25 protein-coding genes are annotated in these 25,807 nt (G+C 43.5%); 12 read left to right on the forward strand and 13 right to left on the reverse strand.

What is annotated here, in order from left to right:
* Positions 1-19 precede the first annotated feature (19 nt).
* Together aat and trxB are read right to left on the reverse strand one after the other, a co-directional pair.
* Positions 20-751, reverse strand: coding sequence for a leucyl/phenylalanyl-tRNA--protein transferase (gene aat, locus AC4MBN_RS03095; RefSeq protein WP_419363076.1), 732 nt, complete (start codon positions 749-751; stop codon positions 20-22).
* 83 nt (positions 752-834) lie between these two features.
* On the reverse strand, positions 835-1,794 hold the full coding sequence (gene trxB, locus AC4MBN_RS03100) for a thioredoxin-disulfide reductase (protein WP_491880636.1): 960 nt from the start codon (positions 1,792-1,794) through the stop codon (positions 835-837).
* 238 nt (positions 1,795-2,032) lie between these two features.
* On the opposite strand from trxB, the gene AC4MBN_RS03105 reads away from it, so the two are divergent.
* Positions 2,033-5,083: a DNA translocase FtsK gene (locus AC4MBN_RS03105; RefSeq protein ID WP_491880637.1), complete on the forward strand. Its 3,051-nt coding sequence runs from the start codon at positions 2,033-2,035 to the stop codon at positions 5,081-5,083.
* A 62-nt stretch (positions 5,084-5,145) separates the two neighbouring features.
* Here the strand turns inward: AC4MBN_RS03105 and AC4MBN_RS03110 are convergent, their stop codons facing one another.
* The 6 genes from AC4MBN_RS03110 to yihG all read right to left on the reverse strand — a co-directional run bounded on the left by AC4MBN_RS03110 (position 5,146) and on the right by yihG (position 9,707).
* A complete protein-coding gene (locus tag AC4MBN_RS03110; protein ID WP_004783267.1) occupies positions 5,146-5,433 on the reverse strand; it encodes a PA4642 family protein in 288 nt (95 codons plus the stop codon).
* A 245-nt stretch (positions 5,434-5,678) separates the two neighbouring features.
* Positions 5,679-5,951: a cell division topological specificity factor MinE gene (gene minE / locus AC4MBN_RS03115; RefSeq protein ID WP_004783265.1), complete on the reverse strand. Its 273-nt coding sequence runs from the start codon at positions 5,949-5,951 to the stop codon at positions 5,679-5,681.
* Between the two features lie 2 nt (positions 5,952-5,953).
* A complete protein-coding gene (gene minD, locus AC4MBN_RS03120) occupies positions 5,954-6,766 on the reverse strand; it encodes a septum site-determining protein MinD (protein ID WP_166137968.1) in 813 nt (270 codons plus the stop codon).
* A 64-nt stretch (positions 6,767-6,830) separates the two neighbouring features.
* Positions 6,831-7,541 (reverse strand): septum site-determining protein MinC, encoded by a 711-nt coding sequence (gene minC, locus AC4MBN_RS03125; protein ID WP_286964631.1) that lies wholly within the window; start codon positions 7,539-7,541, stop codon positions 6,831-6,833.
* A gap of 157 nt (positions 7,542-7,698) precedes the next feature.
* Positions 7,699-8,763 (reverse strand): preprotein translocase subunit SecA, encoded by a 1,065-nt coding sequence (locus AC4MBN_RS03130; protein ID WP_491876115.1) that lies wholly within the window; start codon positions 8,761-8,763, stop codon positions 7,699-7,701.
* 17 nt (positions 8,764-8,780) lie between these two features.
* A complete protein-coding gene (yihG, locus tag AC4MBN_RS03135) occupies positions 8,781-9,707 on the reverse strand; it encodes a 1-acylglycerol-3-phosphate O-acyltransferase, YihG family (RefSeq protein WP_491880638.1) in 927 nt (308 codons plus the stop codon).
* A gap of 253 nt (positions 9,708-9,960) precedes the next feature.
* On the opposite strand from yihG, the gene AC4MBN_RS03140 reads away from it, so the two are divergent.
* The 3 genes from AC4MBN_RS03140 (at position 9,961) to dut (ending at position 13,307) form a co-directional block, all read left to right on the forward strand.
* Entirely contained in the window at positions 9,961-10,614 is a 654-nt protein-coding gene (locus tag AC4MBN_RS03140; protein WP_491880639.1) for a YiaD family glycine zipper/OmpA-like lipoprotein, read from the forward strand.
* Positions 10,615-10,749: 135 nt separating this feature from the next.
* On the forward strand, positions 10,750-12,789 hold the full coding sequence (rep, locus tag AC4MBN_RS03145) for a DNA helicase Rep (protein WP_491880640.1): 2,040 nt from the start codon (positions 10,750-10,752) through the stop codon (positions 12,787-12,789).
* Between the two features lie 65 nt (positions 12,790-12,854).
* Positions 12,855-13,307, forward strand: a complete 453-nt coding sequence (gene dut / locus AC4MBN_RS03150) for a dUTP diphosphatase (RefSeq protein WP_313483909.1) — start codon at positions 12,855-12,857, stop codon at positions 13,305-13,307.
* Between the two features lie 112 nt (positions 13,308-13,419).
* Here dut and AC4MBN_RS03155 read toward each other — a convergent pair whose 3' ends face one another.
* On the reverse strand, positions 13,420-14,352 hold the full coding sequence (locus tag AC4MBN_RS03155; RefSeq protein ID WP_419365521.1) for an IS5-like element IS17 family transposase: 933 nt from the start codon (positions 14,350-14,352) through the stop codon (positions 13,420-13,422).
* Positions 14,353-14,772: 420 nt separating this feature from the next.
* On the opposite strand from AC4MBN_RS03155, the gene AC4MBN_RS03160 reads away from it, so the two are divergent.
* From AC4MBN_RS03160 to AC4MBN_RS03185, 6 genes are all read left to right on the forward strand, one after another.
* Positions 14,773-16,191 carry a phosphomannomutase/phosphoglucomutase gene (locus AC4MBN_RS03160; protein WP_419363085.1) on the forward strand — a complete coding sequence of 473 codons (1,419 nt, stop codon included), beginning with the start codon at positions 14,773-14,775 and terminating at the stop codon, positions 16,189-16,191.
* A 10-nt stretch (positions 16,192-16,201) separates the two neighbouring features.
* Positions 16,202-17,110, forward strand: coding sequence for an acetylglutamate kinase (gene argB / locus AC4MBN_RS03165; protein ID WP_159123314.1), 909 nt, complete (start codon positions 16,202-16,204; stop codon positions 17,108-17,110).
* Between the two features lie 268 nt (positions 17,111-17,378).
* Positions 17,379-18,227, forward strand: coding sequence for a class II glutamine amidotransferase (locus AC4MBN_RS03170; protein WP_180179934.1), 849 nt, complete (start codon positions 17,379-17,381; stop codon positions 18,225-18,227).
* Positions 18,228-18,523: 296 nt separating this feature from the next.
* Positions 18,524-18,979, forward strand: a complete 456-nt coding sequence (locus AC4MBN_RS03175; RefSeq protein ID WP_004783243.1) for a bacteriohemerythrin — start codon at positions 18,524-18,526, stop codon at positions 18,977-18,979.
* A 159-nt stretch (positions 18,980-19,138) separates the two neighbouring features.
* A complete protein-coding gene (locus tag AC4MBN_RS03180; RefSeq protein WP_491880641.1) occupies positions 19,139-20,218 on the forward strand; it encodes a hypothetical protein in 1,080 nt (359 codons plus the stop codon).
* The gene (locus tag AC4MBN_RS03185) at positions 20,218-20,547 is read left to right on the forward strand and encodes an RnfH family protein (protein ID WP_491880642.1); all 330 of its coding nucleotides are present in this window, start codon (positions 20,218-20,220) and stop codon (positions 20,545-20,547) included. Before AC4MBN_RS03180 ends, AC4MBN_RS03185 begins: the two co-directional genes overlap by 1 nt.
* A 103-nt stretch (positions 20,548-20,650) precedes the next feature.
* On the opposite strand, the gene AC4MBN_RS03190 is transcribed toward AC4MBN_RS03185, so the two are convergent.
* Positions 20,651-21,049, reverse strand: coding sequence for an outer membrane protein assembly factor BamE (locus AC4MBN_RS03190; RefSeq protein WP_004783238.1), 399 nt, complete (start codon positions 21,047-21,049; stop codon positions 20,651-20,653).
* Between the two features lie 112 nt (positions 21,050-21,161).
* On the opposite strand from AC4MBN_RS03190, the gene fur reads away from it, so the two are divergent.
* A complete protein-coding gene (fur, locus tag AC4MBN_RS03195; RefSeq protein WP_004783237.1) occupies positions 21,162-21,599 on the forward strand; it encodes a ferric iron uptake transcriptional regulator in 438 nt (145 codons plus the stop codon).
* 67 nt (positions 21,600-21,666) lie between these two features.
* Here fur and AC4MBN_RS03200 read toward each other — a convergent pair whose 3' ends face one another.
* Positions 21,667-22,788 (reverse strand): PilT/PilU family type 4a pilus ATPase, encoded by a 1,122-nt coding sequence (locus AC4MBN_RS03200; RefSeq protein ID WP_004783234.1) that lies wholly within the window; start codon positions 22,786-22,788, stop codon positions 21,667-21,669.
* Positions 22,789-22,815: 27 nt separating this feature from the next.
* Entirely contained in the window at positions 22,816-23,853 is a 1,038-nt protein-coding gene (locus tag AC4MBN_RS03205) for a type IV pilus twitching motility protein PilT (RefSeq protein ID WP_004783232.1), read from the reverse strand.
* Positions 23,854-23,976: 123 nt separating this feature from the next.
* Here AC4MBN_RS03205 and AC4MBN_RS03210 point away from each other — a divergent pair, with 123 nt between their 5' ends.
* Complete coding sequence (locus tag AC4MBN_RS03210; protein ID WP_419363089.1) at positions 23,977-24,666, forward strand: YggS family pyridoxal phosphate-dependent enzyme; 690 nt, start codon at positions 23,977-23,979, stop codon at positions 24,664-24,666.
* A gap of 31 nt (positions 24,667-24,697) precedes the next feature.
* On the opposite strand, the gene AC4MBN_RS03215 is transcribed toward AC4MBN_RS03210, so the two are convergent.
* Entirely contained in the window at positions 24,698-25,804 is a 1,107-nt protein-coding gene (locus tag AC4MBN_RS03215; RefSeq protein WP_491880643.1) for an acyltransferase family protein, read from the reverse strand.
* Between the last annotated feature and the right edge of the window lie 3 nt (positions 25,805-25,807).

The following is a 25,807-nucleotide window of genomic DNA, read 5'->3' on the forward strand; positions in this document are numbered from 1 at the left end:
CAAGTGCCCTCTGTTATTTTCATTCACTTAATCGCGCAGACTGCGCTATTGTTTTACTTGAAAATACACCGTCTTGATACTTTTTCCAATTGATCGCAGGCTGTTTTATCACATCTTGTAACGATTTAAGATATGTATGGCGAGAAATTGTACAGGCACCTAGACTCATCAAGTGATCATTCACCAATTGACAGTCAATCCAGGGCAACTGATTTTCTCTGCCAATCAGCATCAGGGTATAAAAAGCCATTTTAGAAACATCGGTTTGGGTACTGAACATGGATTCACCGAAACAGCCTTTACCAATGGTCACCCCGTAAAGTCCACCTACTACGCGATTTTCATCCCAAACCTCAATGCTATAACCATAACCTGCATCAAACAGATCGCAATAACCTTGAATGATCTCTTCACTAATCCAGGTCTCATCTGCGTAAGCGCGAGGCAATGAGCAGGAACGGATGACTCTTTCAAAAGCATGATTCACCGTAATTTTATAATCCCGTTTTTTCATACTGCGAAGCAGGGATTTGCTGGGATGATAATCCTCTGGTCGAATAATGCAGCGTGGTTCCGGACTCCACCAGCAGATCGGATCACCTTCAGAAAACCAAGGGAAGAGACCATGGGTATAGGCCTCATACAAAGTAGAAAGGGAGAGGTCTGCACCGATACAAATCAGGCCTTCGCCCTCAAGATCCGCTTCTTCAGGATTGGGGAAAATGTACTGTGAAGGAGGAAGAAGATGCATGCAGAACCCTGATCTTGTAATAGACTGTTTTTATCATACATAAAAAAACCGCCCATGATGGACGGTCTTTTTATTTTCGATGCTTAGTCTAATTTACCCATTGCGTCGAGATATTTTTCTGCATCCAATGCCGCCATACAGCCTGAACCTGCAGAGGTAATCGCCTGACGGTAGATGCTGTCTGCGATATCGCCTGCAGCAAATACACCCGGGATAGAGGTCTGAGTGGCATTACCCGCTGTACCGCTTTGTACCTGAATATAGCCATCACGCAGTTCTAGCTGGCCTTCGAACATGGTGCTATTTGGTTTATGACCAATAGCAACAAACAGACCTGAAACTTCAACATCCTGAGTTGAATCATCTTGAGTTGATTTTAAACGTACCGCAGTGACGCCAGTGGTATCACCCAACACTTCTTCTACCTGATGATTCCAGATAATGCTGATTTTGCCTTCTTTTTCTTTTTCAAAAAGATGGTTTTGCAGGATTTTTTCAGAACGCAACGTGTCACGACGATGAACCAGAGTCACATGAGAAGCGATGTTAGAGAGATATAACGCTTCTTCAACAGCAGTATTACCACCGCCCACAACCATGACTTTTTGCTCTTTATAGAAGAAACCGTCACAGGTTGCACATGCGCTCACGCCTTGACCCATAAATGCAGCTTCTGATTCCAGACCCAGGTATTGCGCAGTTGCACCAGTACAAATGATCAGGGCATCACAAGTGAACTCTTCCATATCGCCTTTCAGGAGGAATGGACGAACGTTAAGGTCAACTTCATTGATATGATCATAAACAATTTCAGTACCAAAACGTTCTGCATGAGCCTGCATACGTTCCATTAAAGCTGGACCAGTCAGACCTTCAGGATCGCCAGGCCAGTTATCTACTTCAGTCGTTGTGGTTAATTGACCACCCAGTTGCAGACCTGCAATCAGGGTCGGTTTTAAGTTTGCACGCGCTGCATAGACTGCTGCGCTATAGCCAGCAGGGCCAGAACCTAAAATAATCAGTCGTGAGTGACGTGCGCTCATTCGCTGTATCCTTTTTTATTTAGAAATTTATTGAATTATACGTGAAACTGTATAACAGTGGTGTGAGATTAAAGTCGATATTATTGATCATCGAAATCGATTTGGGCTATATAGAAGAAGTACACAATAATGCATCTTTTTTGATGCAACAGGTGCATAATATGCATTTTATTGCGACGCTTTTTTTGAAGCATACCAGCAAAAGAATATTCATGAAGAATTGGTTACAGGACAGTATATGACAGCGGTGTCGAGTGCCTATGCACAGCGCTTAGTAATGACATTATTTTTAGTCTCATTTGGGATTTATCTGTTTCTTGCAACAGTGACCTATACACCATTTGATCCGGGGTGGATGCATATCTCTAGTGATACGCAGACAGTTTCAAATGCGAGTGGGGTTGCGGGGGCCTGGATTTCAGACCTGTTATTTGGTTTTCTCGGTTGGGCAAGCCTGCTGATCCCTGTGTATCTGTTTATGGAAGCAATCCAGGTCTGGTGGCCGCGCAGCTTCCTGAACCGCCCATTCCGTTATGCTGCCCAATTCTTCCTGTTATTGACTACATCGGCGTTGCTGTTTCTGTTCTGGCAAGTTCCAGCCGATACGCTGGATAATTCTTCAGGCGGCATTATTGGCTATGAGCTGGGCCAAAGTCTTGAACAATTACTAACTGTCTATGGTGCAGCTTTTTTCTTGCTGGTGCTTTGGGTAGTTCTGTTTACCTTGGCATTTGGTGTGAAATGGAACAAGACCTGGAGCAGTCTCAAGGCAACGCCTGCTTATCTGCAAGATCTGTTCTACCGTAATGTGCCAGAAGGTATGTCGGATTTTGACCGTACTGCGCCTGTAATGAAAAAAGAAGCGGTAAAAGCAGCTGCCAAAAAAGTGACAGTACCGGTCACTGCCGCACCTGAACATGATCTGGTAGAAGTCGATCCTGTGGTTCGTGATCATGTCGCTGAACGCCTGTTTGAGGATTTTGCAGATAAAGAATCGCACCAGCCTCACCACTATGAAGAAGATATTTCTGAAACTGTACAGACATCAGTTGCAGAACCTGTTCAGGAACAAGCACCGCGAACAGCAGAGCCGGATCGTGTGGTGGCAACAGGGGAGGTGTGGCGTGCGTTACATTCCAATGAAGACCAGCGTCACAAGCAGGATATCGATGCCTTACTTAAAGCTGCAGAAGAAGAGCAAGCTGACTTTTCTCCTGACGCATTTGCAGCTGCACCAACGAATCATAGTGCTCATGAAGTGACATCATCCGCTACAGCTAAGAATAATCTGGATTGGGATGATGATGAAATTTTTGATGAGTTATTGGCCGCAGTTCCGCAAGGTAAAACAGCAACGGATGTGCATAGTCCGTTTAATTCAGCAGCAGCTGAAAAATCCCTTCGAATTGTAGAAAATGCTGGAACGGTCAGTTCCACTGCTGCTGTTCCGCTCATGGCTGCACATGCGATTAAAAATACCAGCCTGGAAGCAGATTTTGATGATCTGGACGACTTGCTTGTTGAAGCCGATGAGCCAAAACCCGCACCTGTACGTGCGTCAAGCTATGCCCAGTCTTCTGCTTTTGTTCAGGCACCGATTCAGCGTGTAGAGACAACAGCTCAAACCGCAGCGACTAATGCAGCAGTTCGGGAAGCATTGTCCAAAGAAGAATTTATTGAAGCTTGGCATGAAACTGCCGGTAAGCCTCAGGATGAAGACGAGTTTGATTTCGATGCGCCATTGACGGATGCCGCTGGACGTCCAATGTCGCGCGCCATGCAGGTCGCTGAGCGCCGTAAAGACCTGTCACCATTGCCGGGTCTGGAATTGCTGGATAAAGTTGATCCGAACAAAAAAGTGAATTTCACTGAAGAGCAATTATCCCGTTTATCAGAACTTCTGGAAATCAAACTTCAGGAATTTAACGTTAAAGCCAAAGTGGTCGAGGCTCAACCAGGCCCAGTCGTGACACGTTTTGAACTGGACCTTGCGCCTGGTGTGAAAGCTTCCAAAGTCACTAATATTTCACGTGACTTGGCCCGTTCGATGTCAATGGCTTCAGTACGTGTAGTCGAAGTCATTCCAGGTAAGCCTTATATCGGGATTGAGGTTCCGAACAGCAGCCGTGAAATGGTGCGTTTGATTGAACTGGTACAGATTCCAAAATTCAATGATCCCGATGGCATTTTGTCGATGGCCATGGGTAAGGATATTTCGGGCAATCCGGTAATTACTGAACTAGGCAAAGCACCGCATATGCTGGTGGCAGGGACTACAGGTTCTGGTAAATCGGTAGCGGTTAACTCAATGATTCTATCGATGTTATTGAAGTACACACCAGACCAGTTACGCCTAATCCTGATCGATCCAAAACAGCTTGAATTGGCCAACTATAACGATATTCCACACCTGTTAACCCCAGTTGTGACCGATATGAAAGATGCGGTCAGTGCCTTGAACTGGTGTGTCAATGAAATGGAACGTCGTTACAAACTGATGTCTTTCCTGAAAATCCGTAAGCTCAGCGACTATAACCGTAAGGTAGAAGAGGCGCTTGCCAATGGTGAAGAGCTATTTGATCCAACCTGGAAAGCGAGTGAATCAGTCGCAGGTGAACGCGCACCACGCTTAACGCCATTACCATCGATTGTAATTGTGGCGGATGAGTTTGCGGATATGATCATGCAGGTCGGTAAAAAAGCCGAAGAAATGATTACCCGTCTGGCACAGAAATCCCGTGCTGCCGGTATTCACCTGTTACTGGCGACTCAACGTCCATCGGTAGATGTGATCACCGGTCTGATCAAAGCCAATATTCCAACACGTGTCGCACTTCGTGTGAACTCGAAAATTGACTCACGTACCATTCTCGATGCAGGTGGTGCAGAAGACCTGCTTGGTCATGGTGACATGCTATTCCTTGGCCCGGGTAAAATTGAGCCGGAGCGTGTACACGGTGCCTTTATTGCCGATGATGAAGTGAACCGGATCTGTGATGCATGGCGTGAACGTGGTGCACCAAACTATGTGGATGAGATCCTGACCCCATTTGATGAAGAACCGTCTAGTCGCGGCTTTGAGGATGGTGGAGATGGTGGATCAGATCGAGATGCGCTGTATGATCAGTGTGTGGCTTTTGTTTTGGAAACCCGCAAAGCATCAACTTCATCTTTACAGCGTAAGTTCAGTCTAGGTTATAACCGTGCTGCACGAATCATTGACCAGATGGAAGAAAATGGCATTGTCAGCTCGATGGGTGCCAATGGTAAGCGTGAGATCCTGGTTTAAATCCAGAATCTCTAGCGATTAAAAAGAGCCTGCTTTAAGCAGGCTTTTTTATGCATTTTGACTTATGCAAATTTTTCTAATACTGCCAGGAACTCGGCACTTTGACGCGGATAAGTGGCAATCACGTCATGAATGCGCTGTCCTTCCGGATTGGTGGCGTTAAGATCGCGACCGTCTGCGACAAATTTGGTTAGCAGGCGCTCATAGTCAAAAGGGCGCATATGCTTGAATGCATGATAAAGCACATGGAAATCTGCATTGACGCCTGCAGGAGGAAGCTGATTCAGGTAGGCATATACACGCTCATCTGACCATTCTTCGTTAAAGGTCGCTGGTTGAGATAATGCCATCGCAATCTCCTTGATGTAATTCTTCGGCATGAAAAAAGGCAAAATATGAGTTCGCAAGAGGCAAAGTCTTATCATGCACTTTGGCCATTCGAAGGATCACTTCACGTTTTGAGACTAGGTAAAATAGTAATTACTATCAAGCCTACGCGAAGCCAAGCTTCTTGTCTTGCGTCTCAACAAAGCGGCGCTTTGTTGAGGCTCATATTTTGCCTTGAATCAATTTACTTGACTAATCAAAATTCAGATTATCGCTCTTCAGGTAAATTGATATTCATTTCAAGCATTTCAATATTTGCTTCAGAACGTACCTGCATCTGAATGTGCTGTTCATCAACCCCGCGGACGTAGCGATTTACCACTTGCATGATTTCTGTCTTCATCTGGTCAATTTTATCCTGACTCAAACGGCGCCCCAAACCCTGTTCAGAAGCAACAATGACTTTCAAACGGTCTTTCGCGGTTTGTGCGCTTGATGGTTTATCCTCGCTACTAAAAAGTTTACTCCAGAATCCAGCCATGTTTACGCTCCAAATAATCGTGCTAACCAGCCCTTAGGTTTTACTTCGATATGACGGTAAGGACGCTCTTCACCCAGGAAACGTGCTACAAGGTCATCATAAGCCTGACCCGCGGCAGATTCGGTAAAGTGAATCACTGGTTTACCTTCATTCGATGCCTGTAGAACGCTTGGACACTCAGGAATAACACCTAAGGTTGGAACACGTAAAATATCTTTAGAAATATCGTCAATCGTTAACATTTCCTGTTTATCGGCACGTTCCGGATTGAAACGGGTAATGCACAGGTGTTTACGGATGCGACCTTCGTTTTGTTCTACTTTTTTAGTTTTACTATCTAACATGCCAATGATGCGGTCAGAGTCACGTACTGAAGAAATTTCAGGGTTAGTCACAATGATGGCTTCATCTGCATGGTACATGGCTAAAATGGCACCACGTTCAATACCTGCAGGTGAGTCACACACGATATAATCAAATTCCTGTGAAAGCTCATCCATTACACGTTCTACGCCTTCATCAGTTAAAGCATCTTTATCACGTGTTTGTGAAGCAGGTAAAATATATAAATTTTCAATATCTTTATCGCGAATCAGTGCTTGTTGTAATCGTGCTTCGTTATTGAGAACATTTACAAAATCATATACTACACGGCGTTCACAGCCCATAATCAAATCAAGGTTACGCAAGCCTACATCAAAATCGATTACCACAGTTTTGTGGCCACGTAGGGCTAAACCTGTTGCAAAAGATGCACTTGTTGTAGTCTTACCTACGCCACCTTTGCCTGATGTTACGACAACAATTTTCGCCACCGAATCCACTCCTGTTATGGTTCAAATCCCCTATAAAATGGGGTTTTTGGTGTTTATTTATACATTAAAATTGTAGAGCTTCAAATACAAGCTCTTGTTGATCATTCAAGTAAATATGCACGGGTTTTTTCACAACATTCGGTGGAATGTCGTCGGCCACACAGTAAGTACCTGCAATAGAAATCAGTTCTGCTTCCAGCGCATGGCAGAAAATACGCGCTGCAGTATTGCCACCTGCGCCTGCAATTACACGGCCACGCGCGCTGCCATAAATATGGATATTGCCTGAAGCAATCACTTCTGAACCACTGTTTATTCCAGCCGTAATAATAATGTCACCCTGATTCTGCACAATGCATTGGCCGGTGCGCAGAATTTCATCGTGATAAGAAGTCACATGCGCAACAATCGGTGCTGCATCAGCTTTTTCATCGTCAGCAGCAGATTCGGGTTTGACTTCCACGACCTGTTCTTTGGTCGCCTTAATTTCTTGCAACTGACGGTCGGGTGGCAGAACAGGGAACTGAATCGCACGAGCCTGATCACCCAGAATCCCTTCAGTCACTGCCATAGGCTGAACTTCGAGATCAATCAGTAACTGGATCAGGGCAATCAGTTCCTGGTCGACTGAACTTTCAATCACCGCCAATGTGCCTGGCGGAAAAGCCGCTTGTAATTTTGGTTTCAGTTGCTGGCGGATTGCATCATGATCATTGGTATCGAGGCTAATGCGTAGCGCATTGACCATTCTGCCTTTTATCCGTATGTCAGCCATAATTTTTCCTTAATACTTCTGACTTGCTGTTTTATGTCGAAGCAATGTTGTAAATAGTGCAAATCCTAGAACAAATTTCGTTAATTCTCTAGCGATCCAAGTTATTTTTTTATACGAATAGAATCCACTTATCTTAGCCGATTCCACAAATGAAAACTTATCTATCGATTGAGCCCTGATTTTGTTCGTGTTCTTCTAAAATCTGTTGCCACTGTTTCACTTTGACCTGTTTTTGAATGGCTTCAAGTGTCTCAAAAACAGCCGATTCGACCAATTTATCAATATGTGGATTATGTTCAATCTGAATCTGGCTAATCTTATCTGAAATCATGGCAAAAGTCGGGTTTTCTTGTGATCCGTTATGTGTAAAAGGATCGATCAGACCTTGGGTGATATTTTCTCCCAGACGTTGACCAATACTCTGGATCTGACGTTCCAGCCGCCCGCCTACAATGGGAATCAGACGCAGAAGCTGGGTGAGTTCAGGTGTATCTTCAATGGCCTGATTGACGACTTGCCCGACATTTTTTGAAATCATGAAGCGCTGTGCCTGTAATTCCTTGCCCAAAGACTCTTGCAAGATATCTGCCAAAGCAACAGCCAGTAATTTACGGTGATGTTCCACCAAATCATCAATTAATTGTTTATGTGATGTGCTGGTGCTGAGTTCACGTTTAATGCCATCCAGTACCGTCAATACTACACGGCTCGAAAGTTCTTCCATCAGCAGGTTATAGTAGAAATTGCCCCGTCTGTACCAGCTTGCGGGTATGACTTTGTATCCATGGCTATGTAGGTTGTAGCCAATCGCGACTGCACGTAACAAACGCAAAAAACGTAGCTGGGGGATGATGGATAAAATTTCATACCAGTGCACAAAGGGAAAGAACCACCAGCGGGCATGGTGGCGCATAATAATGGCAATGAACCAGCGAACGATGAGTTCAATAATCAGGAAGGTGGTAAACCATCCCTCGGTAATCACTACCCAGGGACGTAATTCACTTTTATAAAACTGCAGGACATCAGGCAGACGAATGAAATCAAACAACCAGTGCCCAAAATCGCTCATCAGAATGGCATTGGCACAGAGACAGAACAAATTGATGATGATGACAACCATCATGAAAATGTCGTAAATCAGTGCAATTTTCCAGCCCCAGGTACCTTTGCGAATAAACTTAAATGAGCTGGACACGAGGTCCGGGTTGTCGTTCTTCATAGTCTCTCTGGCAAATGTCAGGCAGAAGCGGAAATCAGATTCTGCTGCATTTGCTCAATTAATTGGTCTTTTTCAGTCCAGATCTGGTCTACCCATTGCTGGAAACGTGCACGGTAATCTGCATCATCTTCATAATTGCCGCCGAGTACCCAGTCCGGAATGTCAATTTTTCTTAAGTTCACGGCAATACGCGGAACTTCGCCTAACCAGAATTCCCCATAACCTGGCACACCGTCAGGATAAACAATAGTCATATCCACCAGTGCATCAATTTTGTCCCCCAGGATGTTCAGTGCCAGCGCAAGACCGCCTGCCTTAGGCTTCAACAAATGCTTATAAGGCGATTTTTGCTGTTCATGCTTTTCGGAGGTAAAGCGCGTGCCTTCCAAATAGTTCAGCAAGGTAAATGGCTGGCTAACCAGTTGTTCACATGCCTTGCGTGCTTCTTCCATATCCCGGTATTTCAGGGCAGGGTTTTTGGCAATCTGTTCCTTGCTATGCCGTTTCATCATCGGGAAGCCCAGAATTTTAAAGGCTTGACCTACAAATGGAATAAAAATTAGTTCCCATTTTGTAAAGAAGCGGGTGAGAGGCATACGCGTTAAACCGAAATACTGATTTACCGTGGTATCCACCCAGCTCTGATGATTACAGGTCATTAAATAACGACCCTGCATGTTCAGATCCAGAGATTCGTCAATGCTGATTTGCCATTTGGTATTTTTCAGGACATTGTCAATCAGCCAGTTATTTACGCTTAACCAGCTATTGGTAATCTTGATATTGGTTTCATCAATCTTAGAAGATTTCTTAAAAAGTTTGGTCAGCCCCAAAGCCAGTACGGGTGGCCCATGGAAAAAAGTACTGCCAGTCATGACGGATGTCACCGTGAGGCCACGGGTAAGTTTTTTTAAAGTCGTTTGTTGCTTGCTTTTAGATGACATATAAAAACAGTCCCAGAGAATAATCGTCTAAATTTCATCACATTTTGAACAATATAGAGGGAGTTGAGCGAATAGGAAAGTCTGATCGTTAAACTATGAAGAAACTATGATGAAATTCAGGAAATTGGTTACACATAAACATTACAAAATATTACTAAAAGATTTATTATTAACAAAAATTCAATGGTTATCCCATTATTTTTAAATCATTATCTGATCTAAGATACAAATTACACTACAAAGGAGGCATGCAATGCGTGCACTATTAATTTCAGCAGCTGTAGCAGGGGCAGTAGCACTTACAGGTTGTCAAACTACTGGCAATAACCTGGGTGGTGTTGAGTACGACAAAACAGCTTTGGGTACAGTAATTGGTGCTGCTGCAGGTTATGGTATTTCTAAAAGTAATGCCAATACTAGCCGTCAAAACAACCGTGCAGCTGCAATTGGTGCAATTGTAGGTGGTGCTGCTGGTGTTTATCTTGACAATAAAGAGAAAAAATTACGTCAGGCTACTGCGGGTACAGGCGTAGACGTTAACCGTAATCCAGATGGTTCAATCAACCTGGTAATGCCTGGTGCGATTACATTTGACACTAACAAGTCAAACATCAAACCAAACTTCTATGCAACATTGAACAAAGTTGCTCAAGTTCTGACTGAAGACAGCCAAAGCGGTATTTTGGTAACTGGTTATACAGATAGCACTGGTAATGACTCAATCAACATTCCATTGTCTCAAGCACGTGCGCAATCTGTTGCAAACTACCTTGCTGGTCAAGGCATTGCACGTACTCGTATCAATGCACAAGGTCTTGGTTCAGCTAACCCAATCGCAGACAACACAACTGCTGCTGGTAAAGAACAAAACCGTCGTGTAGAAATCGCGGTATATGCTGTTCAGTAAGATCTGAATTGCGAAAAAGACCACCTTCGGGTGGTTTTTTTATGTCTGAAATATGACGCAGGAAAATGAATTTTCAATTAGGCAAGTGAGCTTGAGCCGACTATAATCGGAGCCGAATCTAGAAGAGGAAGCACTATGTCACTCGCCAGTCAGTTAAATGACAAGCAACTTGAAGCCATGAAATACACTCAAGGACCCTTGTTAGTGCTTGCCGGTGCGGGTTCGGGTAAGACTTCAGTAATCACAAGAAAAATCGCCTACTTGGTTAAGCATTGTGGCATCCCGGCACATCGTATTACTGCCATGACCTTTACTAATAAAGCTGCGCGTGAAATGAAAGAGCGTGTGGGTAAATTACTTACACGTGAAGAAGGTAAGGGGTTATCAGTATCGACCTTCCATACTTTTGGTCTGAATTTATTACGTCTAGAGCTGAAACATACACCGCTAAAAAATAATTTCTCGATTCTGGATGCAGATGACTGCAAACGTATTCTGATGGACCTGATGCACCGCGATAACTTGTCGGGTGCAGAAAGTAAGGAATTAATCGCCAAAGCGATGAAGATGATTTCAGATTGGAAAAACGATCTGATTCCGCCAGAGCAAGCCCATACCACCTGTGAAACCCCTGAAGATGTTCAGTTTGCACATCTCTATCAGCTGTATGAGCGTAACCTGCGTGCCTATAACGCTGTCGACTTTGATGACCTGATTGTGATGCCAACGCGCCTGTTGCAAGAAAATGCGGAAGTGCGCGATAAATGGCAGAACCGTGTGCGTTACTTATTAGTGGACGAATATCAGGATACCAACACCGCTCAGTATATTTTGGTAAAACTACTGGTTGGTGTGATGGGCCAGTTTACTGCAGTAGGTGATGATGACCAGTCGATTTACGCCTGGCGTGGAGCCAAGCCGGAAAACATGGCGTTGTTACAGCAGGATTTCCCAAATCTGAAAGTGATCAAACTGGAACAAAACTATCGCTCAACCAGCCGGATTCTAAAAGCAGCGAATACGGTGATTGGCAACAACCCACATATCTTCGATAAAAAACTCTGGTCGGACAAAGGTCATGGTGAAGTGATCCGTGTCATCACCTGCCGTAATGACGACGATGAAGCAGAACGCGTGGTAAAAGACCTGATCACGCATAAGCTGATGAATGGTAAAAACTGGAAAGATTACGCGATTTTGTACCGAGGTAATTTCCAGGCGCGTATTCTGGAAACCCAGTTGCGCCAGATGCAGATTCCTTACAAACTTTCAGGTGGCCAGTCTTTCTTTGCGCGTGCAGAGATCAAGGACATCATGAGTTACCTGCGTCTGATCATTAACCCGGAAGATGACAGTGCCTTCCTGCGGATTATTAATACGCCGAAACGTGCCATTGGCCCGGTGACGCTGGAAAAACTCGGTCTGTTTGCCCAGGAAAATAATCTGTCTCTACTGTCAGCGGCAGGCGATCAGCGGCTGACGATGGCGATTCCAAAGAAAGCAACCACACAACTGGCAGAATTTTCAGATTTTATTAATAACTTTACCCGTAACTTGCTGGAAGATGATGAACCCGTACCAATAATCCGTCAGATGATGGTTGAAGCAGGCTATATTGACTATATCAAGGAATCCGCAGCGACTCCGGCACAGGAAAAAACCAAGCTTGATAATATTGAAGTGCTGTATAGCAGTATTCAGAGCCTGATTAATCGTGCAGAAGATGTTGATGAAAAAAATATCGAAAGTGTTATTCGTAAGATGGTGCTTCTCGATATGCTGGAACAGCAGCAGGAAGAGGAAGATACCGATAAGGTAAACTTGCTGACTTTGCATGCATCCAAGGGTCTGGAATTTCCTTATGTCTACTTAATTGGACTGGAAGAAGAAATTCTGCCGCATAAAAACTCGATTGCTGCGGAAACAGTCGAGGAAGAACGCCGTCTAATGTACGTGGGAATTACCCGTGCGCGTCAGGGCTTGACTATTACCTTGGCTGAGCAACGTAAGGCGGGTGGTCAGATGAAACAGATGACCCCAAGCCGCTTTCTGGATGAGCTTCCAGAAGATGAACTGGAATGGTTAGGCCGCAAGAAAAAACTGGCTGGTAATATCGACCCAAAACAGCAGGCTCAGCATTATCTGGATAATTTACGTGCCTTGATTAAACGGTAAAAGTAACAGAACGCTACGATTTTGATTCTTTAAATTTTTTGATATTAAACAACAGGAATAAATACATGAAAGTTCAGGTGAAAGTCCTTGATTCACGTCTGGGTCAGGAATGGCCATTGCCGACTTATGCAACGACTGGCTCAGCAGGACTCGATCTTCGTGCATGTGTCAACGAAACGACTGTGATTGAACCAGGGCAAACGATTTTAGTGAAAACTGGCTTGGCGATTTATATTGAAGATCCAGCATTTGCTGGCTTGATCTTGCCACGTTCTGGTTTGGGTCATAAACATGGTATCGTTTTAGGTAACTTGGTTGGCTTGATCGATTCAGATTACCAAGGCGAACTGATGGTTTCTGTATGGAACCGCAGTCAGACTGCATTTAGCCTGGAACCTGGTGAGCGTTTAGCCCAATATGTATTAGTCCCTGTGGTACAGGCTGAGTTTGATCTGGTGAATGAGTTTGAAGCAACCGAGCGTGGCGCGGGCGGTTTCGGTCATACTGGTAAAAACTAAAATTAAAGGATGACTTAACTTAGATGTTCTGGGTTAAGTCATTTTTTTGTAGTTTTAATCGGCTTTGTTGCACAAAGATTTGAAATGCAAAGCGCCCCTAATTGAGCCAAATTTAAGGCGTAATTTGGGTAAGTGGTCGACCTAATTCCGTAAATCGGTTGAGGACTGCTACACGTGCATGAATTTCATTCACCTGACTAGGAAAGCTTCTTGCCATTAATTTATCGCCTAATAATTTGATGCAATGCATCTTGGTTTCCACCAAACTGCGGCGATGATAGCCTGACCATTTTTTCCATAATGTCCTGCCTAAACGTTTAACTGTTCGAAGTAATTCATTTCGCTCTAGCGAGCTACTCTTTCTATCTTTCCATGGTTTCGCATTTTTTCTAGGTGGAATCACCGCATGTGCTTGCCGATCTGCAATGACCTGACGGCATTGCTTGGTGTCATAAGCTCCATCGGTATAAACAGAGTCAATCTGCTCATCTTGTGGAATCTGATTAAGTAAATCACCAAGCACCTGTGAATCACTGACATTATTGGTTGTGAGCTGAATAGCGCGTATTTGTAGGGTTTTGGCATCTATACCAATATGTAGTTTACGCCATTGGCGACGATATTCAGCTCCATGTTTCTTGCGTTTCCATTCGCCCTCACCTAGAAACTTCATGCCTGTAGAGTCTACAAGTAGATGCAGCCCCTCGCTACTTTTTTGGTAGCTGATTGCAATATCAATATGCTTTTGTCTTCTACAAAGCGTACTGTAATCTGGTGCGGTCCAATTTAATCCGCAAAGTTCAATCAGACTTTGCACAAAGCCAGTGACCATACGTAAAGATAGACGGAATAAGGATTTAATCATTAAGCAGCATTGGATAGCTGCGTCGGAGTAGGTTTGATTTCGCCCTTGTTTGCCTTTTGATGGAGCATACCATTGCGTAGCAGGATCAAACCAAATGGCAATATTTCCGCGACTCATGAGTACTCGGTTATATGCGGGCCAATTGGTTGTGCGGTAGATTTTATGTGTAGGCTTCTTCATTTGAAAATTATATCGCTGAAAAAGCCTTTACAGATAGGTTTGTGCAACAAAGCCGTTTTAATCATAAAAATAATAAAAAAATGACAGAGCTATTTAATAAACTTTATTCTTGAATTTAATTTTAATGAAAAATATTTAAATAAATTTTTAGTATCATTTAAATAGAAAAATAAAATCATTTAGAATTTAAGAAAATAGGTGATAAATAATGCAAGAAATCATTTTTAGTTGGGTTTATTTATTTTACTAGTTATACAAATTAAATACATAAAAGATTAATAATTATACTTTTATAATTGATTGTCACATTCAATTCATATAAAAATACAGAGTCTTAAAACAAAAACAAATGTTTAAAGTCATGATGATTGCTTAATCATTATTTTATCTCCTTATATTCAATAGTGAAAAGAACAGTTTATGGGATCCATGAATCAACCCTTTCCGGCTCACATTTTTCGTGCCTACGATATCCGGGGTAAAGTCAGTTTACTCAGTACAGGTGTGATTGATGCTATTGCGCATGGTCTGGCTCAGCAATATCAAGCTGCGGGACAGACTCGGGTTGCGATTGGCTATGATGCCCGAATCAGCAGTCCGGCTTTTGCTGAAACCATACGCTGTATTTTTCAGGACTATGCTATTGAAGCCGCCATTATCGGCTGTTGTTCCAGTCCGATGCTGTACTACACAGCGCGTCAGTTTGATGGTAATGGTGTGATGGTCACGGCCAGCCATAATCCTAAAGAAGATAATGGAATTAAATGGATTATTGCAGGGGAGCCGCCTTGTCCCGAGATGATTCAGCAGGTCGCACAAAAAGCAAAACTTCATGTAAATAGTTCTTTATCGTGTTTGAATGATTTGCCTCACCAAATTATTCCCGAATTTTGTCTGCAATATCAGCAGGAAATGCTTGAAGATATTCAGCTGAAGCGTCCTTTTAAAGTGGTGCTGGATGGTCTGAACGGTTCAGCAGGACGCTGTGCCAACTTGGTACTGCAAAAACTAGGTTGTGAAGTTACCGCCTTACGTTGTGAAGCCAATGGGCATTTTCCTGATCATGCGCCTGATCCTTCTCAGGAAGCACATTTACAAACCTTGCGTCAGGTTGTCATGCAACAGCAGGCGGATCTGGGTATTGCCCTAGATGGTGATGGGGACCGGTTGGTATTGGTGGATGAGCAGGGTGTCATTATTAGTGCTGATCAGCTTCTCTGTTTATTCGCAGAAATTTGTATGACTGGCACAGAAGCATGTCAGTTTGTTTATGACGTTAAATGTTCAACCCTGATTCGCGATACAGTTCAACGCCTGGGCGGAAAACCGGTGATGATTCGTACTGGCAGCTCATTCCTGCGAAAATATCTGGCACAGTCCCAGCATCAGGCCATTTTTGGTGGTGAATATGCGGGGCATTATGTTTTTAATGACGGACGTGGCTGGGGCTATGATGACGGTCTTTATGCGGCGCTTCGGGTCATGGAATATCTGGACCAGAAAGGTGTAACTTTAAGTGAAGCCTTGCGTGCTTATCCAAAACGTCATGGAACAGAAGACTTATATATTTCCACTCATCAGGTGCAGCCTGCTGAGCTTTTAAACTTTGTTGAGCAGCAATCTACGCAATTAAATGCACAAATCAGTAAAATTGACGGGATACGTCTTGATTTTGATGATGGTTTTGGCATCATTCGAGCATCCAATACAGGTGAATATTTCACGGTGCGCTTTGATGCCAATGATGCACAGGGCCTGAATGAAATTCGACATCTGTTTGTATCCATGTTGCGTGACCGTTATCCACAGATCGCTCAAGACATTTTAGATGCTCAATAAGGAGAGGCGAATGCCAAATCAGCATACAGGCATCGACAAAGCACAAATTTTGACTGAAGCTTTGCCGTATATCCAACGCTTTGCGGGTAAAACCCTGGTGGTAAAATACGGTGGCAACGCGATGACGGATCCTGAGCTGGAAAGCTCTTTTGCACGTGATATCGTTTTATTAAAAACCGTGGGTTTGAACCCGATTGTGGTACACGGCGGTGGTCCACAAGTAGATTCTATGCTGAAACAGCTAGGTCGTGAATCTGACCGTATTGACGGTATGCGTGTGACAGATCCGGCAACCATGGAAGTGGTTGAGATGGTTCTAGGCGGTAGCGTAAACAAATCAATTGTGAACCTGATCAACAAACATGGTGGTCGTGCAATTGGTCTAACTGGTAAAGATGGCAACTTGCTGCGTGCCAAAAAGCTATTAATGGAAAAGACGGCTGAAGACGGTTCAATCCAGAAAGTAGACCTGGGTATGGTCGGTGAAGTGGTGGGTGTAAAAACTGACGTACTGGAAATGTTTACCAACAGTGACTTCATTCCAGTGATTGCACCACTCGGTGTCGATGAAGAAGGCAATACCTACAATATCAATGCCGATCTAGTCGCGGGTAAAGTGGCAGAAGCATTAGGGGCAGAAAAACTGATTCTTCTGACGAATATTACCGGTGTGCTCGACGAAAATAAAAATCTGCTGACCGGTTTAACGACTCAGGAGGTTGATCGTCTGATCGAAACAGGTGTGATCTATGGCGGCATGATTCCTAAAGTCGGCTGTGCGCTTGACGCAGTAAAAGGCGGCGTGATCAGTGCACATATCGTGGATGGTCGCGTACCACATGCCAGCCTGTTAGAAATCTTTACTGATCATGGTGTGGGAACTTTAATTACCAATCGTTCTAATCCACATCGTCCATAAAGATAAATTGAATATCAAAGAGTCTCACTTGAGGCTCTTTTTTATTTCTTTTATTTTAATATTTTGATCACTATAAATATTAAAGTTAAATTTAAGATATGCATTTTTAAGCTGAGCTTTAAAACTGAAACTCCTTTTGCTAAATTAAATATAAAAAAATAGTTTATTAGCATTTTTAGCGCATAGCATTGCAATGATCGAGATTTGAAAAGGTTCAGCCTGTGATGCACAATAACCTTAAGAATACTCTGTGACCTGAATGAAGATTATGTGCCAGCTACTGGGAATGAATTGTGCGACACCAACAGATATTACCTTTTCATTTCGAGGTTTTTCTCAGCGGGCGGGGATTACCTCAGATCATTCTGATGGTTTTGGAATTGCTTTCTTTGAGGATAAGGCCTGCCGATTATTTGTTGATAATCAGTCAGCTGTTGAATCACCGATTGCAGAATTGGTGCGTAATTATCCGATCAAATCCCGTAATGTAATTGCGCATATCCGTAAGGCTACACAGGGCAAGATTAATCTGGAAAATTCGCATCCGTTTAGCCGTGAATTATGGGGACGACAATGGATCTTTGCTCATAATGGTGATTTAAAAGATTTTTTACCTGAACTTTCGGGACGTTTTACGCCAGTCGGTAACACTGATAGTGAGCGTGCTTTCTGTTATTTGCTGGATCAGCTGGTGAAACGTTTTGGTTATGATGAACCGAAGCTGGATCAGGTCTTTGATTTGCTGGCTGAGATTTCTCCATCCATTGCAGAGCATGGCACTTTTAATTTCTGTCTGTCCAATGGTCAGGCATTATTTACCTATGCAACGACTAAACTGCATTGGCTGGTTCGTGAATATCCATTTAAGCCAGCTCAACTGATTGATATCGAAGTTGAAGTGGATTTTAGTCAGGTCACCACGCCTGAAGATCGGGTCGCTGTGATTACCACAGAGCCGCTAACGCAGAATGAAGAATGGACAGCCTTTCAGGAGGGTGAAATGATTTTGTTCAGAGATGGGGCCAAATATCGTTCCCAATTGACCCATGTCGCCCGTCTGGAACGAGAGCGTCTGAATCCTTCGCTAAAACGGGTGACTAAAGCAGATTTATATTAAATCTGGTTAAAATTCGATATTAAAAAACAGGATATCGCTCCTGTTTTTTTTTGAATTTGATATTTATTTTATAGTGAAATCATTAAAATAAATAAACCATGAAATATAAAATCGATCAAAAAATACTTTATTCTTGTGGTCGGGTTTAAAATATAATTGACTGGATAAACAATGATTTACATTAATTAAATAGAAAATAAACTGAAAACCAACCGATTTACTTCATTTTTATTTAAATCAATTAGATATATGATCTTTTTCAAGCGATAAATCATTAATATCAATAGGTGGTCGTAATGAAAATGAAATGGGTTCCAGATTATAATACTGGTATCGATGTGATTGACGATCAGCACAAACGAATTCTCGATTATATCAATGAGATTGATGGAATTGATGCCAATACCGATCGTGCTCGTATTAAACAGATTCTAGAAAATATTATTGATTATACCCAGTCGCATTTTACCTTTGAAGAATCACTCCAGGAAGAAGCGGGCTATAAATATCGTGTGCCGCATAAACGTGTGCATGACCTGTTTATTAAAAAGATTGAATCTTATCGTGACCGTTTTGAATTGGGCCAATCTATTGAAGCGGAATTACATGAAGTATTATCTAAATGGCTGATCAATCATATTCAGCACGATGACGCGGATTATGTCGGTGCGGTAAAAGAAAATATGATGGGAATCATTAAAGATAAAGAAAAGAAAAAGGGTAAAAACTGGTTTGCCCGTTTCTTCTCATAACTCGATTGTTCTTAAAATAAAGACAAATCGGGAAAATAAAAAATAAAGCTTAATAATAAATTTGCGCAGCAAATCACGGGCATGGTGGTTTGCTTTTTTGTTTTTGATTTTCATCGCCTCACAAGGCAAAATAGCGCTAGATTTTTATAGGAATACATCATGCAGGACAATGCTATGTCAAAATGGTTATCGCCTCTGATGGCTTTCTGTTTATCCTTTCTTATTATTGCGACACTCGCACCGATAACAGGTATTCAGATTGACCGTCAGCTTGATTTCTGGATGTTGTGGTTAGCGACCATGCTAATACTGGCTCTTCCAGTCTGTTATCTGGAAATTGCTCTGGCGAAACGCTCAAAAACCACTGCATTACAGGCATTGTCGAGCCTTACCCGTGAAGCTGATAGTTCTCAGCGCTGGCGTATCGTCGGCTGGCTGGCAGTTGTATTTATTCCGTTCCTTGCGGGTGCGATGCTCAATCATGTTTCTAATGTGATTGCAGTTGCCAATCTTGATGTTCAGCAGCCAGTGATTTTTGCGGTGCTGGCAATTGCTGCATTTGTTTTATCGCTGGTACCACGTTTAATTCTGGTCGGGATTACTGCGATCGGTGTGCTTGCATCTTTGATTATGGCGAATGTGATAGGAACTGAATTACCGGCTTGGCAGGTAACACCCGTCCAATTCGTAGAGTGGGGCAATGCCACTGTATTGGCTTTGGTAGCAAGTGGTCTGGGTATGGGGCTATATTGGCAATCAAGCCTGGCTATCGTAAAACAGCAGGATGTTGCGACTAAAACTGCTTTACCGATTTGGGTCGCGCAGCTATTAGCGATCATCGCCTTTGGTTTCTTTGCAGTGAAAGCTGAAATCCCTGCATTTGCTTTAATCGCAGCCATTGTCGCGGCCGCTGCTTTGCTTATGCAAATGGCACGTGAGCAGTTACAGCAACGCCAAATGAATATCATCATTCAGTGGGCAATTGTGATCGCTGCCACCTTAGTCTGGTTAATTCCAAATGTTGCTCCAATTTTCAATAATCTGCTGATTCTTTGGGGGCTGGTGATCAGTCTGATTTATGCCTTGTTTGCTGGCTGGATCATGAAGATTAGTCATTTGCGTAAATCGATGAACTTCAGCTCAGAAGCGGTATATAACATCTGGCGTATTGCGGTTCGTATTGTCTTGCCAGTATCAATTATTCTGGCGATTGTTGCTGTACTAGGACAATTTTTCTGATGACTGAGGCAATGATCTGGGTGGCCTATGCTACCCCGGAACAACAGTTTCATATTGCCGTACCTTTCCAGCCCGGCATGACTGCATTGGATGCGATTGAGCAAAGTGGCATCCGTGCACGGGTAGAATTGCCTGAACCTCTGAGTCTGGGCATTTTTGGCGTTAAGCTACAGGATCATACCCAGCCATTGGCAGCAGGAGATCGGGTAGAGATTTATCGTGCTTTAACCATTAATCCCAAGGATATCCGCCGTAAGCGCGCTGAAAAGAATCCGGTGGGTCGTTATGCCAAAGGTAACCGTTTCAAGCAAAATAAACGTTCAGATTAGTGGAATGTGGCTTTATTGAACAGATGGTCTGATTATTTGATAAATCAATCTATTTAATTAAAAAAACCCCTGATCATACAGGGGTTTTTTTATGCAAAACCGATTATAGTGGTGGGGCATTTAAGATCGCTTCTTTGGAACCTGGTAGACCTGGCTGAGATTCTGGAATGGTTTCCAGACCTTCAATACGCTCTACGATACCAGACTGATTAAAGTAAATTTTTAGATGCTGGCCTTGGGCTGCTGGGATCTTGGCTTTTTTAGCATAGGTTCCTGGGGTATAGTTGTAGATGTAGTCCCAGCGTAGCGGATTGAGCGGATCAGATACTGTTGGACTACCGAGCAGGAAACGCACCTGTTGGTGGCTCATTCCTACCTGAATTTTAGAGGCTTGTGCTTGAGTTAAAGGTGTTCCTTGAGGAATATCAACTTTGTACACACCTAATGTCGAACAGCCGACAAGCAATGAAGTGACGAATAACGTCAGCATGATTTTTTGCATTTTGCTACACTATCCCAAATTAATTATGATGCATTTGATCCAAGGATAGATCATACTGCATCTAAACTTTGTTGCCTATTCCAACTTTGATTTTGTTGAGAGACCTTTTTACATGCCTATTTCAAACCAAGATTTACGAAAAGCTGGACTGAAAGTTACCCTTCCACGAATTAAAATATTAGAACTATTAGAAAACTCTAGACGGCATCACCTTAGCGCTGAAGACATTTATAAGACTTTACTCGAACAAGGGGAAGATGTGGGTCTTGCAACTGTGTATCGTGTGTTAACACAATTTGAGGCAGCAGGGATTATCGAGCGTCATAATTTTGAAAATAATCACTCAGTTTTTGAAATTATGCAGGAAGATCATCACGATCACTTGGTTTGTCAAAATTGCAACAAAGTCGTTGAATTTACAAATGATGTTATTGAACATGAACAGCACGAGGTTGCGAAGAAATTTGGTTTTGCATTGACTGGTCATTCACTTAATCTTTACGGTTATTGTGACGCGCCTGAATGTCAGGAAGCTTACCGTAAGAAATAATTCAGCTTTAGGCTGAAATAAAAACAGGCTTTATTAAAAGCCTGTTTTTTTTATGCTTTGAAAATGATCAGGTTTGACCATCAAAAGTGATATTGGAATGCGCACGTAATAAATGCTCGCCACCTTCTTCTGACAGTTTGATTTGCAGACGCAGGTCGTTTGGTGAGTCGGCATGTTTTAGTGCATCTTTATAGCTAATCTGCTTGGCCTTATACAGGTCATATAGCGCCTGGTCGAAGGTTTGCATGCCCAGTTCGCGTGAACGCTTCATCAGATCCTTGATCTCATGCACATCACCTTTACGGATCAGATCCGCAATCAATGGCGAATTGATCAGGATTTCAATCGCTGCACGGCGGCCATTGCCATCGATAGTTGGAATTAGCTGCTGTGCCACAATGGCTTTCATGTTTAGGGACAGATCCATAAACAGCTGGCTGTGACGGTCGGCTTCGAAGAAGTGAATGATGCGGTCGATGGCCTGGTTGGCGTTGTTGGCGTGCAGGGTCGCAAAAACCAGGTGACCAGTTTCTGCAAAGGCAATCGCATAGTCCATGGTTTCGCGAGAACGGATCTCACCGATCAGAATCACGTCTGGTGCCTGACGTAAGGTATTTTTCAATGCCACTTCAAAGGAGTCGGTATCAATACCGACTTCGCGCTGAGTAATGATACAACCCTTATGCTGGTGCACAAATTCGATCGGGTCTTCAATAGTAATGATATGACCTTTGGAATTTTCATTACGGTAACCAATCAAAGAGGCGAGGGAAGTCGATTTACCTGTACCGGTTGCACCCACAAAAATAATGATTCCGCGTTTGGTCATCGCCAGTTCTTTTAGAATAGGCGGTAACTTCAGCTCATCCATAGTCGGAATGACGGTTTCAATACGGCGCAATACCATGCCTGGCTGATCGCGTTGCTGAAAAGCGCTGACACGGAAACGTGCTGATTTGTCCGGGTTGCTGATGGCGAAGTTACATTCGCGTGTGTCAGCAAATTCCTTGCGCTGCTTCTCGGTCATGATCGAGTTAAGTAGCTGTCCCACAGCCGCGCCCGGTAATTTCACCGAGCCAATCGGTACAATCTGACCATTAATTTTGATAGAGGGTTCAACATCGGCTGTGATGAACAGATCCGAGGCCTTTTTCTCTACCATGTAGTTGAGTAAGCCGTTAAAGTCCATGATAAAACCCCAAAAAATTAATTATTTTTATAAGAATGATTCAGGCTGTTTTGCTGCAGTACGGGCGACTTGCGGACTGATAATGCCTTTCGATACCAGCGTTTTCAGGCTTTGATCCAGCGTGGTCATGCCATAGTTGGCACCTGTTTGAATCGCAGAGTACATCTGTGCCACTTTGTTTTCACGGATCAGGTTACGGATCGCCGGAATACCGATCATGATTTCGTGTGCAGCCACACGACCACCCCCATTTTTCTTCAATAGGGTTTGTGAAATAACGGCTTGTAGAGATTCTGACAACATGGCACGGACCATGTCTTTTTCTTCGGCCGGGAATACGTCAATCACACGGTCAATGGTTTTTGCTGCTGAGGTAGTATGCAGGGTACCGAAGACCAAGTGACCGGTTTCCGCAGCAGTCAATGCCAGACGGATGGTTTCAAGGTCACGCATCTCACCGACCAGAATAATATCCGGGTCTTCACGTAATGCAGAACGTAATGCTTCATTAAATCCATGCGTATCACGATGCACTTCACGCTGGTTGATCAGACATTTTTTCGACTGGTGTACAAATTCGATTGGATCTTCGACGGTCAGGATATGGTCATAGCGGTTGTCATTGATATAGTCCAGCATCGCTGCAAGCGTCGTTGATTTACCTGAACCGGTTGGTCCTGTTACCAGTACAATACCGCGTGGATATTCGCAGATATCTTTAAAGATCTGGCCCATGCCTAGATCTTCAATGGTCAGCACTTTCGATGGAATGGTACGGAATACTGCGCCTGCACCGCGGTTCTGGTTAAATGCGTTCACACGGAAACGGGCCACGCCTGGAACTTCAAAAGAGAAGTCAGTTTCCAGATTTTCTTCATAATCACGGCGTTGCTTGTCATTCATAATGTCGTACACCAGTTTGTGTACTTCTTTATGTTCTAGTGCAGGCAGGTTGATGCGGCGTACTTCCCCGTCCACACGAATCATGGGTGGCAAGCCTGCTGATAAGTGTAAATCCGACGCACCATTTTTAGCAGAAAAGGCTAACAGTTCTGTAATATCCATAAGGTCCCCGAGTTCATTAAAATGTTATTTATTTTGCTAGAATAATAAGGCTTTCCCACAGCTTAACCAACACTTAGTTGATGAGCAAGGGAAAAAAATCCGCACGAAATGAGAACCCCATCAATGAATATGCTGCAACAGTCACGAAATCAGGTTTTAGCTCAGATCCAGTCTGCCTGCGCTCTGGCCGGACGTGAGCCGGATTCGGTACAACTTCTGGCCGTCTCCAAAACTCAGCCTAGCCCTGTGCTGGCAGAAATGTATCAGGCTGGTCAGCGTGCTTTTGGTGAAAACTATTTACAAGAAGCGCTGGAAAAAATCACGGCACTCAAAGATCTGAATATTGAATGGCATTTTATTGGGCATGTGCAGCGCAACAAGACCAAACATCTGGCAGAAAATTTTGCCTGGGTGCATGGGGTGGATCGTCTGATTATTGCTGAACGTTTATCTAATCAGCGTAGTGATTCTCAAGCTGCGCTTAATATTTGTCTGCAAGTCAATATTGATGAGCAGGATACCAAGGACGGTTGTCAGCCTGAGGAAGTAGCTGATCTGGTCGCACAGATCAGTCAATTACCGAATTTGCGCTTACGTGGTCTGATGGTCATTCCTGCGCCAGAAAATACCCAGGCCTTTGCAGATGCCAAAGCCTTGTTCGAACAGGTCAAAAGCCATCATGCAAAACCTGAAGACTGGGATACTTTAAGTATGGGGATGTCTGCCGACATGACCGAGGCGATTGCAGCAGGTTCTACCATGGTACGTGTGGGAACAGCCTTGTTTGGCGCACGTCCTAAAAAAACGGACTGATGTATACAGACAATTGAGTTATGGAAAAGCGTTATTGCAGAGTAGTTGATAACGCTTTTTTTCTTTGGGGTTCCAGCCATAGGGCCATGAGCCAGGCAAAGAAAATTAAGCTACACATGCTCATAAATAAGGATAAAACGGCACCTTCAAGACCATGATCAAGCGTTGCAGGAAAGCAGCCTAGAATAAAAAGCAGTAAAGGGAAATGGGTGACATAGAGTGTATAGGAGAAATTTGCAGACTGAGGCCAAACTAGTTGAAATTGGCTTTGTTGATGTTGCAGCTGCACAATCCAGCAGACAAAGGCGAGTCCCATACACAGGTTAAACGGCACAAAATAATTTACACGATATAAGTCAGCCTGTTCAATGACATGAAACTGGTAAGCATCCGCACAGGCAATCATAAACGCCAAACCAAAGAGCACTAATTTAACGGGTTGTAGTCGACTCAAAAAACGCAGCTGGATCTGCCGGAATGAACTGGCAAAGGCAACCAGCCAGAGCAGAAAATAAAACAGAAACTGAAAGTTCAGTATGGAAAGCCCTAGAAGCAAGATAAAAAAGCCGATTTTAGCGATTCCAGAATCTTTTAAAAAAGGCAGAAATCCGGCCAGCACATAAAACCAGACTTCAAAGCTCAGGCTCCAGAGCGGAGCATTGGCAGATACCGTCGGTGTAATAAAGCCGTTTAGAAAGAATAAAGAACCCAAAAAATCCTGAGTATCAATGTTATAGGCAGTCCGCATCATCATGCCGAAACTGTTCTGGAACTCATGGCTATGTGAAGCAAAAAATGTAGGTGCTAGTACATATAGAATCAGACTGAAAGCGGATGCAAACAGAAAGGGCGGTAAAATACGGCGATAACGCTGCCGTATATACTGCCGCAGATTAAAATTTTCATGTTTTTGGATGTTGTTCTGGACCGAAGTCCCGATTAAATAGCCACTAAGCACAAAAAAGATCATCACAGCAGCCTGGCCTAATAGACGTACCCAGGAATATAAGCTCAGATCAAAAGGTGCAATAAAGGCCTGAAAACTATGACTAAATAGCACCACAATGGCGCTGATCCCCCGCAAGCTCTCGAGCTGTAAGCTGAAATGGGGCGAGAGCTTGTTCGGGGTGGAGTTCATGCT

The sequence above is a fragment of the Acinetobacter sp. CAU_H_60 genome, from assembly GCF_058599385.1.